Here is a 14,912-nt window from a genome sequence, read left to right on the forward strand (position 1 = left end):
ATGATGAATCTGATTATGCGGATCTGCTTTATATACGGTGTGTTTGTTCTGAGTGGTTGTGTAGCTGGTCCCTACGGGGGAGGTGTTGCCTTTGTGAATCCTGTTTCTGCAATAAATGACAGGCAGACAGAGGTGGAAATGGAAAAACAGCAACCGAAGGTGTATGGCCCGCCGCAGGTGATTTACCGCATTGATAAAGAGCGTTACTTTACGCTGGAAGAGTACACGCATTGTGAAAATGGAAAAACATTCTATAACAACAAAGCGAAAGGAATTCATACCCAGATATCCCCCTCTTCAGGTTATTTATTTAAAGGACGACTGTTCTGGTTATCAAGCCGGGATGACTATTTAGCTTTTCCAACAACAGCAAATGATAATAAGGCAGCATGTAAGGGATCTGATAAAGGATGTATTAATATAATCGCGGTAACTACGGATGGGGGGAAGACCCTCAGCTCCTTACCATACGGGAGCTATACTCAAGATCCCAATGGAGATACAGAAAAGTACGATATACTGGTGATGAATGACGGATTTTATTTAATCTATTACAGAGGGAGTAACAGAGGTTATCCAGTAGTAGATAGATGGACTTTTAATCCAAGAAATGCAAGTCGAGTGGATGTTGCTGGGAATGAATATGAATTGTTCAGGCCAGGTGAGCAGGTTCCTGTTGGTGGCTTTTATAAAATGTCGCTCTCAAAATTTTACCCAAAAGATGGGATGCAGAAAATGCAGTGTGATCGTTCCTTAGAACCAGTGCGGACCGGGGAGCTAAAATGATGAATTCACCTACACGTAAAGTTGAAATGCATATTACTGATAATGGTTCTCCTTTTTCATATTCAATGACCTCACATAGTAATATAAAAGTCAATGCGGAAGTTCAGCCACCACTACAGTTACCTGGATTAATTATATTTGTACATGGGGTAAACTCAGAGGGTGAATGGTATGATTCTGCTGAAGTAGCGTTATGCAAAGGATTGAACAAGCGTTTAGGTCTTGAGCGTGAGTTTGAATTGATTGAGCATGAATATGAAAAAGGTCATTTTGAACCATGTGATGAAAATAAAACTGAATGGCAAGGGTGTTATGGCGATAAAAGCGATAATAAACAAAAATGGATTGTTCCTCCCAGAAGGATAAAAGTAGAAGGCCGCTCCCCTGTCATCCGTTTTTACTGGGGCTATCGCGCCGCCGAGAATGAAACTGATAAATACGCTATTCCACTAAAAAATAAACAGGGCGATAATTATTATGACCTGACGCCTGAACAACGAAAAAGCAAAGGACCCTTTTACTGGGGAGGTGGTCCGTTCCAGAATGGCTGTAACCAACTGGTCAGCTTATGGAGTGATAAAGGGTTTAATAACTGGCCTTCAGCGCTGGGTATTCCTGTACCATTTAGCACGCAGTTACTGAATGGGGAGCGCGACAGGCTTCTTACAGCCGCTCCGCCACGGCACTATTATGCTCATGCGGCAGGCCGTCTGGCTAAGTTAATCAAAACGATTCGTGACAAACATCCTGAAGATACGGTGACGGTACTGTCACACAGCCAGGGAACCATGATTGCCCTGGCCGCTGCTGCAATTGAAGCCCCGGACGCGCTGTTCGTGATGAACTCGCCCTATGCACTGGATAATGAAATGACAACCTATATTTCATATCCCATGGATGAAATTATCAGTAAGGAGGCCAGGGAGGCGACTTTCGCCGATATTGTTAACAAAATTGCTGAAAACAAAACGCGTCTGAAGCAACAGGGGTGTGAAAGATTACTGGCAGGGGTCAGCAGTGGGGGTGAAAGCTGGACACCGGAAGGTAAAACCTATCGAGATGTGCCAGAGCGCGATAACCATGGAACAACCTGGATCTACTGCAATCCTCATGATCGAGTAATGGGATCTGCACCTTTGCGCAGCATTGGCTGGCAGGGATTACCCAATACGGAAGCCAGTCGTTTTAGTGAACCTCATCCCTTATTTAAAGCTGCGAGTGAGACACTCTATGTTCGTATGCTTGGGCGAAATACTCCCTGTGGGGGTAAACCTGCCTCACAAACGAACTTTAGCGAGCTGGGCGATGGTCATCCATTCTGGGACAGTACGATATCAATAATGCAGAAAATGACCTGGCCAGATCCCGCAAAGGGGCAAAAACTGACTATCAATGGACCAATGGTTCCTGAACCTCTGTCAGCAGAAGAGTTAAAAGATTTTGATAAAGACTACCGGAGTAAAGAAAAACAAACCGATAGAATAGGATATGGCTATGGACAGATAGATAAAGATACCGTGCAGAACGGAGATATTTCTTCTGGTAAACCTGTAGATTCTGATTACCGATATTATATCTCTCTTTACGGCTATTTTGATCAGAAAATGAAGCTCAAAGATCGTCCCGGGATTAATTTGCCGGGGCCGGGATCCAAAGAAGAGCGCAACAGGTATGAAAAGCAGTCCAGAGCAGAAATGCTGGAAGATGTTCGTACCTATGTTCAGCGACCAACAGACCACAGCACATTGCCAATGGATGAACGCTTTATGAGCAGGGTTGTTGCCTACGATTTGCCGATAGGTTATTGCTGGCATTCATGGGACAGAGAAAGCCTTGCTGAATTACGCTACCAGGCTGACTGGCTGGAAAGTGATGACTATTACTGGACAGGTAAGCAGACACTCCCTGCCATGCCTGCAATTATAAGAATGGACGTGGCAAGCGATGCTGTAGAAAAAAGAACTCATGAAATAGAGCGACTTCATCTCAAAAAATAGCACCAACGGTGTGATAACGCGTGTATTTTATTTTTAAGGAATGAAATATGGGAAAATTTGCCATTGTTTTAGGGGATGTCACTACGCATGGTGGCAAAGTCACTTCAGCCTCGTCCAGCTTCGATATCTCAGGGACGAATGCTGCGCTTTTAAACGATACTGTTTCATGCCCGAAGCACGGCACAAACAAAATCATTGAGTGCGATGTTTCTGCATATGAAGAAAACGGTCGTGGAATCGTATTGCATGGTTGTAAAACGCAGTGCAGCGCGCGTGTCATTGCAAGCCTGCAGGATATGGAGGTTAGCTGATGGGATGGTCTCTGCCGGATGTGCCTGAAAAAGAGCGGGCACCAACCTGGTCGCCGTGGATCTGCGAGAGTTCAGACGATAAGAGTTTTCTTGAGAAGCTACGGTGGATGGCCGACTGGCAGCTCAGCGACAGTTATTTCCGGACCGGTGTTCATCCGAAATACACGCGGCCAGCAGAGGTCTGTGCCGAGAGCGCCGGCGGGATTAGCCCGGAAGAGATGGCTGAAATCCGGGAAATGGAAGCCAGAAGCAGGTATTAACAGTGGGAACAGTGCATGTTAATGGCCGTTGAAGGAAAGACGCTATGAGCACAAATCCCCTGGTTAGCTATCTGACACCGGGCAGTACCTGAGACCGTAATCCGGCACCGAAGTCGGGCGCGTTTTACGCCCGCATTCGTCATGAGCGCTACCTGAATGGCCAGACGCGGCTGGCGGGTGAACGGTAACCCGCCCTGATAGAGATTACTCCGCGCCGAGGAACATCCTGCGCAGATAGTGCGGGACGGCGTTGTCAGCGTTGGTGCCGATCACTTCCAGTTCCGGTAGCAGGTCCTTCAGGCGCTGGTGGGCGTTGCCCATAATGCAGCCTTTCCCCGCCATGGAGAGCATTTCGGCGTCGTTCATGCCGTCGCCAAAGGAGATGCACTCTTTCAAGCTGTAGCCCATCGCTTTGGCGACGGCTTCCAGCGCGTGCCCTTTAGATACGCCACCCGCCATCACTTCAAGACAGGTCAGCGTGGAGAAGCTGACGTTAACGCGGTCGCCCCAGCGGGCGTTGATTGCCTGCTCAAGCGGCAGCAGCTTTTCGTGGTCGTCGCAGGTGAAGAACACTTTGCTCACGCCGTCCGTTTCCAGCAGGCCCGGCTCGAAGAGCGAGTAGTTAAACACCGCTTCTTTAAAGTATTTCATCTCTTCCGGGCGGTGGCGGTTCATAAACCACTCGTCGCCGCGATAGACGTTGGTCACGATATCCGTGTTGGCATGCATCACGCCGTACAGATCGGCTGCAATATCACGATCCAGATCGTGAGTGAACACCAGGTTACCGTCGGTGTCGTGCACGCGGGCACCGTTGGAGGTGATCATGTAGGCTTTGATTTCGAGGTTGTCGCGGATCTGCGCAACGTCGATGTGGTGACGCCCTGTCGCAAACACGAAATGCACGCCGTGCGCGGTAAGCAGCTTCAGCGTTTCTTTCGCGTAAGGGGAAAGCAGGTGATCGGGGGACAGCAACGTGCCATCTAAGTCAGACGCAACGACCTGGTACATAAGATTAGTAAACCTCTGGTGAAGAAAATTAATGATGCCGGTCGAAAAAATCGAGGATGGCATTCAACGCGCTGGCCCGCATATCGTCCTTTTCAAACAGGATCTCATGATACGCGCCGTTGATGACGTAAGGTGTTTCCCCCTCACAGGGATGGCCCGCCGCGGCACGAAGTTCGCAGAATCGCTGGTGCGCGCGGTTATCCACCACCCGCTCCTCTTCTGCCTGGAGTAATAACATCGGCGTAGTGATAGCGGTGGCTCCCGCTATCACTTCTTCTCCTGCGAGTATCCCTTCGCGTACCCAGTGCCATGTCGGCCCGCCTACCCGCAATGCTGGCTCGTCAGCATAAAAACGCAGGTTGCGACGGTAGCGTTCACGGCTATGAGTCAGGACATTAACGCTAAACGGCAAGGCGCGCCAGCGGCCTGTTCCTATTGCGTAACCTTCACGAATGCGCTGGTGGCCCTCCGCCCAGTCGAGCAGGTGGCGCACCATCCAGTCCGGCCAGCGCAACGTAATACCGAACATCGGCGCGGTAAGCGCCACGGCATCAAAGGCCTGAGAATTTTTTTCCAGCCAGAGCGTGGTGATAGCCCCGCCCATCGAGTGGGCCAGCACGTAACGCTTACGCCACGGGCCGGTAGCAACTTCCTGCTGATAAAAGCGGTCAAAATCTTCGACGTAGTCGCTGAATTTCACGACGTGGCCACGGTGCGTATCGGAAAGCATGCGGCCCGAGCGCCCCTGTCCGCGATGGTCGAGGATTAGCACATCGTAGCCACAGTGGAACAGATCGTAGGCAAGCTCCGCATACTTCACGTAGCTTTCGATACGGCCCGGACAAACGACAATGACGCGGTCGTGCTCCTCGGCACAAAAGCGAACATACCGAACCGGCACATCGTCTACGCCCAGAAATTCACGCTCTTCGCGCTCGCGCCAGAAGTCCGTCAATGGACCCTGTGTGAAAGCAGCAAATGCGCTCTCACGTGTTAACCATCCATTTTTATGCTGACACATAAGCTGTTTTTGCACCGTCTGTCTGAATATTTGTGACCCATAGCACGCCCATAAACAATAGCGTATTGTGGCACAAAAGTGTTCAATCGGGAATTTCCTATGACTTTCGAATGGTGGTTTACCTATCTTCTAACGACAATCATTTTAAGCCTTTCCCCAGGCTCCGGCGCGATTAATACGATGTCCACCGCGATGAGCCACGGCTACCGTGGAGCCGCAGCATCTATTGCAGGATTACAAACCGGGCTGGCGATTCATATTATGCTGGTTGGCGTGGGGCTGGGTGCGTTGTTTTCACGTTCGCTAATGGCATTTGAAGTATTGAAATGGGCAGGTGTTGCTTATCTCATTTGGCTAGGCATCCAGCAGTGGCGGGCGGCAGGCTCTATCGATCTCAATACCCTGGCGGCTAGCCAGCCGCGCAGCCGCCTGTTTAAACGCGCGGTGTTTGTGAATCTCACCAACCCCAAAAGTATTGTGTTTCTGGCGGCCCTGTTCCCACAGTTTATCGCTCCGCATCAGCCGCAGGCGATGCAGTACGTGATTCTGGGCGTGACTACCGTAGTGGTGGATATCATCGTAATGATTGGCTACGCGACGTTAGCCACGCGCATTGCGGGCTGGATAAAAGGGCCGCGTCAGATGAAAGCGCTGAACCGGGTGTTTGGTTCGCTGTTTATGCTGGTAGGCGCGCTCCTTGCCGGAGCACGCCAGGCCTGAGAATTAGCGGGAAATAATCAGGTGGATGCCGAAGCCGGTAAAGAGAGCGCCCGCCATGCCGTCGATCCATCTGGCGAGGCGCTGATAGCCGCGACGCATTTTCGGCAGGGCGAACAGGCTCGCCACGAGGGTAAACCAGGCAAAGGTCTCCAGGGCGATCATCACAAATAAGCCCCAGCGCTCGGCCCCGCCCACGCTATCGCCAACGAACAGAGAGAAGACGCTGCCGAAGTAAATAATCGCTTTCGGGTTCGAAAGGTTGGTGAGCAGCCCTTTCAGGAAGCTGCGTCCGCCGTGAGCAAGCTCAACCGCTGGCACCTCTTCGGTTGCCACTTCTTTCTTAAACGCGCCGCGCAGCATCTGGTAACCCATCCAGCACAGGTACAGGCCACCACCAACCATAATAATGCTGTGCAGCCACGCCATTTTTTCCAGGATCAGGTTCAGGCCCAGTAACGCCACGCCGGACCACACCATAACGCCGCCGGTAATCCCCAGCACGCCCATCATCGCCTCTTTGCGGGAGCGGCTAACGGCTGTCTGGGAAACGAAGAAAAAGTCAGGGCCTGGGGTGACCAGGGCAACGATATGCAATACCGCTACGGTCAGAAAGAGCATCAGCATAGGAAGTTACTCGCGGGACAATCAGTCGATGAACAACCATCCTGCCACGTTCGGGCAGGACTGGCTACTACTCATCTTCGCCGTCAACGTGGCTGCGAATGAGTGACATGAATTCACGGCCAAAACGCTCCAGCTTGCGGGTTCCTACGCCGTTCACGCCCAGCATTTCGCCTGGGGATAACGGCATCTGCTCCGCCATTTCGATAAGCGTCGCGTCGTTGAACACCACGTAAGGCGGGATGTTCTCTTCGTCAGCGATGGCTTTGCGAAGTTTACGGAGCTTGGCGAACAGCTTGCGGTCGTAGTTGCCGGAGGCAAACTTCTGGCTCGCTTTAGATTTAATCGCCACAACCCGGGGAACGGCGAGCATCAGCGGAACTTCCGCGCGCAGATAAGGGCGGGCTGCTTCAGTAAGCTGCAAAGCTGAATGCTGGGCGATATTTTGCGTCACCACGCCAAGGTGAATGAGTTGGCGGATCACGCTCACCCAATGTTCGGTGGTGTGCTCGCGCCCTTCCCCATAAACCTTCAGCTTGTCGTGGCCGAACTCGCGAATACGCTGGTTGTTTGAGCCACGCAGCACTTCCACAACGTAGCCCATACCGAAACGCTGGCCGACGCGATAAATACAGGACAGCGCTTTTTGCGCGTCCATCAGCCCGTCATACCTGCGCGGCGGATCCAGACAAACGTCGCAGTTGCCGCATGGCTGCTGTCGGCCTTCCCCGAAGTAGTTCAGCAGCACCAGACGGCGGCAGGTTTGCGCCTCTGCAAAGGCACCCATCGCATTGAGCTTATGGCGTTCGATGTCCTGCAACGCCCCCATGGGCTTCTCTTCGAGGCATTTTCGCAGCCAGGCCATGTCCGCCGGATCGTAAAACAGCATGGCTTCCGCAGGCAGGCCATCGCGCCCGGCGCGGCCCGTTTCCTGGTAATAGGATTCAATATTGCGCGGAATATCAAAGTGCGCCACGAAGCGGACGTTAGGCTTGTTGATACCCATGCCGAAGGCGACGGTGGCGACGACAATCTGCAGGTCGTCGCGCTGGAATTTTTCCTGCACGTCCGCCCGGACATCATGCTCAAGCCCGGCGTGATAGGCCCCGGCTGAGATACCTTTGCTTTGCAGGCGCGCGGCGGTGTCTTCAACCTTCGCGCGGCTGCCACAGTAAATAATGCCGGATTTACCCTTCTGCTCCTGCACATAGCGCATCAGCTGATCGAGGGGTTTGAACTTCTCCATTAGCATGTAGCGAATGTTCGGGCGGTCGAAGCTGCTGATCTGGATAAACGGATCCTGCAGGCCGAGCAGGCGCACGATATCCAGTCGCGTGGTGTCGTCGGCCGTCGCCGTAAGGGCGATAAACGGAACGTCCGGCAGACGCTGGCGCAGCTGGCCAAGTGCTGCGTATTCAGGGCGGAAGTCGTGCCCCCACTGTGAAATACAGTGCGCTTCATCCACCGCCACCATCGACAGGTGCCACTGGGAGATCTGATCGATGAAGTTGTCCATCATCAGCCGCTCAGGGGCGATATAGAGCAGGCGAATTTGCCCGGTCCGGCAGCCAGCCATCACTTCCTGCTGCTGATCCCGGCTCTGGGTGGAGTTCAGGCAGGCCGCAGAAACCCCGTTGGCGAGCAGCTGATCCACCTGATCTTTCATCAGCGAGATCAGCGGCGAAACCACCACCGTCAGGCCGCCAAACACCAGCGCGGGAATTTGATAGCAGAGGGATTTGCCGCCGCCTGTTGGCATCACGACCAGGCTGTCGCGACCGGCAAGCACCGTTTCAATGATGGTTTCCTGACCGGGACGGAACTGCTGATAGCCGAAGGTCTCTTGCAGGACCTGTCTTGCCAGCGCTGTCTGATTAATTACTTCCGCCTCTGTCACGCTCTCTCCACCACCAAAAAAAACAGGCGCTATTTTCAGCGCCTGCGTTAAAAACTGCAACTTTTTAGAACAGGTCGTTAAGCATAACGCCAACACCGAAGCGCGTCTGGTTAAAGTTGTAATCAATTAATGACTCGCCGTAGCCGCTGTACAGCTGGGTGTACAGGCGAACGTGCTTGCCGACCGGGTAGCTGAAGCCAAGCTCCGCGCCGCCGTAGCCGGTGTTCCAGTTGTACTGGCCCTTCATGCTCAGGATCGCGTCGCCGAGGGCGTAACCCACCTTCAGCTGGTAGTAACCCATATATTTGGTGATATCCGGATTATCGTCAGTTGAGCCAATCACGTACCACGGCTTCACTTCCACCAGCCAGTTTCCGTGCTCCGCCATCAGGCGCGCATACATGCGGTTCCAGCTGCGGGAGGTTGGGTCGGAGCGACCGTTAGACTGGTGGTTGTAACCAAACTCGACGTCGCGCAGCGTCCATCCGGCAAACGAGTCATCCGTCGCAAAGCCGAGGAATACCTGCGGTTCGTAGTTCGTTTCGCGGAACGGTGAGGATTCGCCGCTGTTGGACAGCTGCCACCAGGATTTCTGCGTATAAGACGCGCCCAGCACCGAGTTCTGGCCCAGGATACCGCGCCAGAGCGGGAAGGCGAGGCTTAGCTGAAACTTCACTTCGTCTTTGCGGGCATTATCAGACCAGTTGTATGAGCTGATGGCTTCTTTGTTCAGGTCGTCCGTTACCGAGTAAACCACATAGTTAGATTCATAGGGATAGAGCGTGAACGGGTTGTCATGCTCCTGCAGCATGTTAGCAATGATGCTGCCGCGTACGGCAGGCTTATCATGCACTTCTTTAACTGTTGCTTCCTGAGCGTATGCCGTAAGAGGCAGCAAGCATACAGCCATCAAGCATCCCAAAAACTTGCGCATCGACGAGGTTCTCCTGAACGTAATAATTAGTTTCGAATTGTTAGCTGGCGGACATTCTACAGAGTTATTATTCGTCCCGCTCGTCTGACTGTCCTAAAGTGGAAAGCAACAAATCAGAAGCATAAAATACACATCCAGGTTACTTATTCACGCTTTGCGATCGAGGAACGATCTATGTCCGGCAATGTTCTGACAACTGAAGCTGCGCTCCAGCTGGTTGGTGAAATTTTCGTTTATCACATGCCCTTTAACCGCGCCCTCGGCCTTGAGCTTGAGCGCTATGAAAAAGCCTTTGCCCAGCTTGGGTTTAACAACCAGCCGATGATGGTCGGCAACTGGGCACAAAGCATTCTGCACGGCGGCGTGATTGCCTCGGCGCTGGACGTGGCGGCGGGCCTGGTATGCGTGGGGAGTACGCTGACGCGCCACGATACCATCAGCGAAGAGGAGCTGCGCCAGCGCCTGTCGAAGATGGGCACTATCGATCTGCGCGTCGATTACCTGCGTCCTGGCCGTGGGCAGCGCTTCACCGCCAGCAGCAGCTTATTGCGCGCAGGTAACAAAGTGGCGGTGGCCCGCGTGGAATTACATAACGAAGATCAGTTGCACATCGCCAGCGCCACGGCCACCTATATGGTGGGGTAAGAAGATAAATACTGAGACTGCTAAAAGATAAGGAAATAACGTGGTTTTTCCTTATCTTTGGTTGAGTTGGTGAAAATCAATAAATTGATTTTCTTTAATATTTTTCCAACATTCAAACGTGTGAATTTTGTCACCGATCTGTAAATCCTGTTACTATTTGCGCACTATTCTTCGACGAGTTTTCTTCATGGATGCGAAACAGACCCGCCAGGGCGTGTTGTTTGCCCTCGCGGCGTATTTAATGTGGGGCATCGCGCCTGCTTATTTCAAACTGATCAACTACGTTCCGGCAGATGAAATCCTGACCCACCGCGTTATCTGGTCTTTCTTCTTTATGATCGCGCTGATTAGCCTGAGCCGTCAGTGGCCGCAGGTGAAAAAAGCCTGCCGGAACCGCAGCAAAGTGCTGGCGATGGCCGGGTCTGCGGTGCTTATCGGCGGGAACTGGCTGCTGTTTATCTGGGCGGTGAATAATAACCATATGCTTGAAGCCAGCCTCGGCTACTTTATTAATCCGCTGGTCAACGTCGTGCTGGGGATGGTTTTCCTGGGGGAACGCTTCCGCCGCATGCAGTGGCTGGCCGTGGCGCTGGCCTGTTGTGGGGTGCTGGTGCAGCTGTGGACGTTTGGCTCGCTGCCGGTCATTGCGCTCGGTCTGGCATTCAGCTTTGCTTTCTACGGGCTGGTCCGTAAGAAGATCGCCGTGGATGCGCAAACCGGGATGTTAGTCGAGACGCTCTGGCTGCTGCCGATTGCGGCAATTTATCTGTTCGGCATCGCCGACAGCGCAACCAGCCATATGGGGCAGAATCCCTGGTCACTGAATCTCCTGCTGATTGCCGCAGGCGTAGTGACCACGATCCCACTGCTGTGCTTTACCGCCGCCGCAACGCGCCTGCGCCTCTCCACGCTGGGGTTCTTCCAGTATCTTGGCCCGACGCTGATGTTCCTGCTGGCCGTCACCTTCTACGGTGAGGTCGTGGGCAAAGACAAGATGGTGACCTTCGGCTTTATCTGGGCGGCGCTTGCGCTGTTTATTCTGGATGCGGTGTATACGCAACGTCGGCTGCGTAAAATCGCTTAACGGCAGCTGAATTTCTCCCTCTCCCCAAAGGGGGAGGGAGAAAAAGCGTTACAGCCAGTTCTTACGCTTGAAGTAAAGGTAAGGCGCAAGCCCGGCGAGGATCATCACGATAATCGCCGCCGGATAGCCGAAGCTCAGCTTCAGCTCGGGCATAAATTCGAAGTTCATCCCGTAGCTGGATGCTACAAGCGTAGGCGGCAGGAAGACGACTGACACAACCGAGAAGATCTTGATGATGCGGTTCTGCTCGATGTTGATAAAGCCCATTGCCGCCTGCATCAGGAAGTTCACCTTCTGGAACAGGGATTCGTTGTGCGGCAGCAGGGATTCGATATCCCGCAGGATCTCACGGGCCTGCTCCAGCTGGCCGCCCGGCAAGCGCGCCTTGCGCACCAGGAAGTTCAGCGCTCGCTGGGTATCCATCAGACACAGGCGAACCTTCCAGCCGATATCTTCCAGCTCCGCAAGCGTTGACAACGCGGCGTCGTATTCGTCGCCCTGGTGCCCTTCCATAATCACACGACTGAGCTTTTCCAGGTCGCTGTAGATATTTTCGATTTCGTCCGCCAGCTGTTCGATTTTGGTTTCGAACAGGTCCAGCAGCAGCTCGTAGGCGTTGCCGTCCACCATCGCCTGGCTGCGGGCGCGCATGCGGTACAGACGAAACGCAGGCAGTTCACGTTCGCGCAGGGTGTACAGGCGGCCTTCACGAATGGTGAAGGCAACGGTGCTGTTACCGGCGTGATCGTCAGCATCTTCAAAGAAGAAGAATGAGTGGATGTGCAGCCCGTCTTCGTCCTCAAAGAAACGCGCCGAGGCTTCGATGTCTTCCAGCTCTGGTCGGGTTGCCAGGCTCTGACCAAGTTCCGTTTGCACACGCTGCCGCTCGCTCTCTTCGGGCTCCACCAGATCGACCCAGACGGAGTTCGTCAGGTCGTCGGTTTCATCCCCTTCAAGGCGGGACAGGCGATTGTTTTCCAGTTGAAATGCGCTCAGCATGACCGGGACTCCCAATGCAAAAAATATCAGGGACAGTTCGGTTGGCACACAGACAGAAACTCTTGAGGTTTCAGACCATTAAACAGCCTGACTCATTGCGACGGGAACGGTAGACGAGCAGTCGCCGACAACCACTAAGGCTATCAGCATTCGAGGATAGCCTTAGAAGTTGTACCTGGATAACAGGTAATTGAGCCAGTATCTACTGGGTGTGTCCAAGGCGAGTGTCCTCTTAAGTCGTATTCGTGCGCGCATGTTACGCCACCATAAATATGGCGTCAACACGCAACGGGGCACCGCTTGCGAATAAATACCCGCGATGTTTTAAGGGTAGCAGCGTTTCAGAAAATTGCGCGATAAATCTGGATGTTACACCGTTTCCAGCTTCGCATAAGCGGCCACCAGCCACTTAATTCCCTGCCCCGGAAAAGCGACCTGCACGCGGCTGTGATCGCCGCTGCCTTCCAGGTTAACAATGGTGCCTTCGCCAAATTTTGCATGGCGCACGCGCTGCCCGAGCTTGTAGCCGGTGTCATTTTCGGAAATCGGCGTACCCATACGCTGATGGCTGACCGGACGGCTGATGCTGGCGCGTAAACGCACCTCTTCAACGGTATTTTCCGGCAGCTCACCGACGAAGCGCGACGGGCGGTGATAAACCTCCTTGCCGTACAGACGACGGGTTTCCGCGTAGGTCAGCGTCAGCTTTTGCATGGCCCGCGTCACACCGACGTAGGCCAGTCGGCGCTCTTCTTCCAGACGACCGCCTTCATCCAGCGACATCTGGCTCGGGAACATGCCCTCTTCCATACCAACAATAAAGACCTGTGGGAACTCCAGGCCTTTGGCGGAGTGCAGCGTCATCAGCTGAACCGCATCCTGCCAGGTGTCCGCCTGCCCTTCACCCGCTTCCAGCGCGGCGTGGGAGAGGAATGCCTGCAGCGGCATCAAATCCTCGTCTTCGTCCTGATAGCTGAACTGGCGCGTTGCCGTCACCAGCTCCTCTAAGTTTTCGATACGCGTCTGGCCTTTTTCACCCTTCTCCTGCTCGTACATCATCATCAGGCCAGAGTCTTTAATCACGCGGTCAGTCTGGACGTGCAGCGGCATGTCGATGGTCTCATGAGCCAGCGCGTCGATAAGCTCCATAAAGCGTTGCAGGGCGGAGGCCGCACGGCCAGCAAGCGCCTTTTCCTGCAACAACAGGCGGCAGGACTGCCAGAGCGTAAGCTGTTTGTCGCGGGAGGTCTGGCGCACCACGTCCAGCGTACGATCGCCAATCCCCCGCGTTGGGGTGTTCACCACGCGCTCAAACGCCGCGTCGTCGTTACGGTTAGCAATCAGGCGCAGGTACGACAGCGCATCTTTGATTTCCTGACGTTCGAAGAAGCGCATGCCGCCGTAGATGCGGTACGGCATACTGACCTGCAGTAATGCCTCTTCCAGCACGCGCGACTGGGCGTTGCTGCGATAGAGAATGGCGCACTGCTCCAGCGCTCCGCCGTTCTCCTGCCAGGTTTTGATACGGTTAACCACGAAGCGGGCTTCGTCCAGTTCATTGAAAGCGCAGTAGAGGGAAATCGGCTCGCCGTCGCTGCCGTCGGTCCACAGCTCTTTGCCTAAGCGGCCAGAGTTGTTAGCGATCAGGGCGTTGGCGGCATTCAGAATGTTGTTGGTCGAGCGGTAGTTTTGCTCCAGACGAATGGTTTCCGCGCCGGGAAAATCCTTCAGGAAGCGCTGGATGTTTTCCACCTGCGCCCCACGCCAGCCGTAGATTGACTGGTCATCATCGCCGACGATCATCACCTTGCCGGTGTCGCCCGCCAGCATGCGGATCCACGCGTACTGGATGCTGTTGGTGTCCTGGAATTCGTCCACCAGAATGTTGGTGAAGCGTTCACGGTAGTGGTTAAGAATGTGCGGCTTGTTGAGCCAAAGCTCGTGCGCGCGCAGCAGCAGTTCGGCGAAATCCACCAGGCCTGCGCGGTCGCAGGCTTCCTGATAGGCCTGATAAACCTTCTGCCAGGTCTGCTCCACCGGATTGCCGTAGCTTTCTATGTGGTGCGGGCGCAGCCCTTCGTCTTTTTTGCCGTTGATGTACCACATTGCCTGACGTGCGGGCCACTGCTTGTCGTCGAGGTTCAGCGCTTTGATCAGGCGCTTTAGCAGACGCAGCTGGTCTTCGCTGTCCAGAATCTGGAAGTCCTGCGGCAGGCTGGCGTCCATGTGGTGCGCGCGCAGCAGGCGGTGCGCCAGGCCGTGGAACGTACCGACCCACATGCCGCCCTGGCTGGTGCCCATCAGCTGGCCGATACGGTGACGCATTTCAGCCGCCGCTTTGTTGGTGAAGGTCACCGCCATAATAGAGTACGGAGAGCAGTTCTCGACCATCATCAGCCAGGCGATACGGTGTACCAGTACGCGTGTTTTACCGCTGCCCGCCCCTGCCAGCACCAGCATATTGCTGCGCGAGGCCGCGACGGCTTCACGTTGTTTATCATTCAGGCTGTCTAGCAGGTAAGAAACGTCCATTGGCACCGCCGTTAAAGGAGTATGGGATACTCTAAATAATTCGAGTTACAGGAAGGCGGCAAGCTCGGGAATCCCCAGGAGCTTACATAAAGTA

At 54.0% G+C, this 14,912-nt stretch carries 15 protein-coding genes and 1 pseudogene; 8 read left to right on the top strand and 8 right to left on the bottom strand.

Features of this window, described 5'->3' with window-relative positions; all coding sequences use genetic code 11:
* The 5 genes and pseudogenes from ACA108_21110 (at position 1) to ACA108_21130 (ending at position 3,527) form a co-directional block, all read left to right on the top strand.
* Positions 1-786, top strand: coding sequence for a hypothetical protein (locus ACA108_21110; GenBank protein ID XEX95781.1), 786 nt, complete (start codon positions 1-3; stop codon positions 784-786).
* Positions 783-2,783 carry a hypothetical protein gene (locus ACA108_21115; protein ID XEX95782.1) on the top strand — a complete coding sequence of 667 codons (2,001 nt, stop codon included), beginning with the start codon at positions 783-785 and terminating at the stop codon, positions 2,781-2,783. The genes ACA108_21110 and ACA108_21115 overlap by 4 nt, the downstream gene beginning before the upstream one ends.
* Positions 2,784-2,830: 47 nt before the next feature.
* A complete protein-coding gene (locus ACA108_21120; protein XEX95783.1) occupies positions 2,831-3,094 on the top strand; it encodes a PAAR domain-containing protein in 264 nt (87 codons plus the stop codon).
* Positions 3,094-3,354, top strand: coding sequence for a hypothetical protein (locus ACA108_21125; GenBank protein XEX95784.1), 261 nt, complete (start codon positions 3,094-3,096; stop codon positions 3,352-3,354). The genes ACA108_21120 and ACA108_21125 overlap by 1 nt, the downstream gene beginning before the upstream one ends.
* 92 nt (positions 3,355-3,446) lie before the next feature.
* Positions 3,447-3,527: pseudogene (locus ACA108_21130) on the top strand (hypothetical protein).
* A 31-nt stretch (positions 3,528-3,558) separates the two neighbouring features.
* On the opposite strand, the gene yigL reads toward ACA108_21130, so the two are convergent.
* Positions 3,559-4,365: a sugar/pyridoxal phosphate phosphatase YigL gene (yigL, locus tag ACA108_21135; protein XEX95785.1), complete on the bottom strand. Its 807-nt coding sequence runs from the start codon at positions 4,363-4,365 to the stop codon at positions 3,559-3,561.
* Between the two features lie 28 nt (positions 4,366-4,393).
* The gene (gene pldB / locus ACA108_21140; GenBank protein ID XEX95786.1) at positions 4,394-5,386 is read right to left on the bottom strand and encodes a lysophospholipase L2; all 993 of its coding nucleotides are present in this window, start codon (positions 5,384-5,386) and stop codon (positions 4,394-4,396) included.
* A gap of 99 nt (positions 5,387-5,485) precedes the next feature.
* On the opposite strand from pldB, the gene rhtB reads away from it, so the two are divergent.
* A complete protein-coding gene (rhtB, locus tag ACA108_21145) occupies positions 5,486-6,106 on the top strand; it encodes a homoserine/homoserine lactone efflux protein (GenBank protein ID XEX95787.1) in 621 nt (206 codons plus the stop codon).
* Positions 6,107-6,109: 3 nt separating this feature from the next.
* Here rhtB and rhtC read toward each other — a convergent pair whose 3' ends face one another.
* From rhtC to pldA, 3 genes are all read right to left on the bottom strand, one after another.
* Positions 6,110-6,730, bottom strand: coding sequence for a threonine export protein RhtC (gene rhtC / locus ACA108_21150; GenBank protein ID XEX95788.1), 621 nt, complete (start codon positions 6,728-6,730; stop codon positions 6,110-6,112).
* Between the two features lie 67 nt (positions 6,731-6,797).
* Positions 6,798-8,624, bottom strand: a complete 1,827-nt coding sequence (recQ, locus tag ACA108_21155) for an ATP-dependent DNA helicase RecQ (protein XEX95789.1) — start codon at positions 8,622-8,624, stop codon at positions 6,798-6,800.
* 64 nt (positions 8,625-8,688) lie between these two features.
* Positions 8,689-9,558 carry a phospholipase A gene (gene pldA / locus ACA108_21160; protein XEX95790.1) on the bottom strand — a complete coding sequence of 290 codons (870 nt, stop codon included), beginning with the start codon at positions 9,556-9,558 and terminating at the stop codon, positions 8,689-8,691.
* Positions 9,559-9,732: 174 nt separating this feature from the next.
* Here pldA and yigI point away from each other — a divergent pair, with 174 nt between their 5' ends.
* Positions 9,733-10,203, top strand: a complete 471-nt coding sequence (yigI, locus tag ACA108_21165; protein ID XEX95791.1) for an acyl-CoA thioesterase YigI — start codon at positions 9,733-9,735, stop codon at positions 10,201-10,203.
* 187 nt (positions 10,204-10,390) lie between these two features.
* On the top strand, positions 10,391-11,287 hold the full coding sequence (gene rarD / locus ACA108_21170) for an EamA family transporter RarD (protein XEX95792.1): 897 nt from the start codon (positions 10,391-10,393) through the stop codon (positions 11,285-11,287).
* A 48-nt stretch (positions 11,288-11,335) separates the two neighbouring features.
* Here the strand turns inward: rarD and corA are convergent, their stop codons facing one another.
* The 3 genes from corA to uvrD form a co-directional block, all read right to left on the bottom strand.
* Positions 11,336-12,286, bottom strand: coding sequence for a magnesium/cobalt transporter CorA (corA, locus tag ACA108_21175; GenBank protein ID XEX95793.1), 951 nt, complete (start codon positions 12,284-12,286; stop codon positions 11,336-11,338).
* A gap of 162 nt (positions 12,287-12,448) precedes the next feature.
* Complete coding sequence (gene ysgD / locus ACA108_21180; protein ID XEX95794.1) at positions 12,449-12,541, bottom strand: YsgD/CorL family protein; 93 nt, start codon at positions 12,539-12,541, stop codon at positions 12,449-12,451.
* A 114-nt stretch (positions 12,542-12,655) separates the two neighbouring features.
* On the bottom strand, positions 12,656-14,818 hold the full coding sequence (gene uvrD / locus ACA108_21185; protein ID XEX95795.1) for a DNA helicase II: 2,163 nt from the start codon (positions 14,816-14,818) through the stop codon (positions 12,656-12,658).
* Positions 14,819-14,912: the final 94 nt, after the last annotated feature.

Source organism: Dryocola sp. LX212, from assembly GCA_041504365.1.
Classification (GTDB): Bacteria; Pseudomonadota; Gammaproteobacteria; order Enterobacterales; family Enterobacteriaceae; genus Dryocola.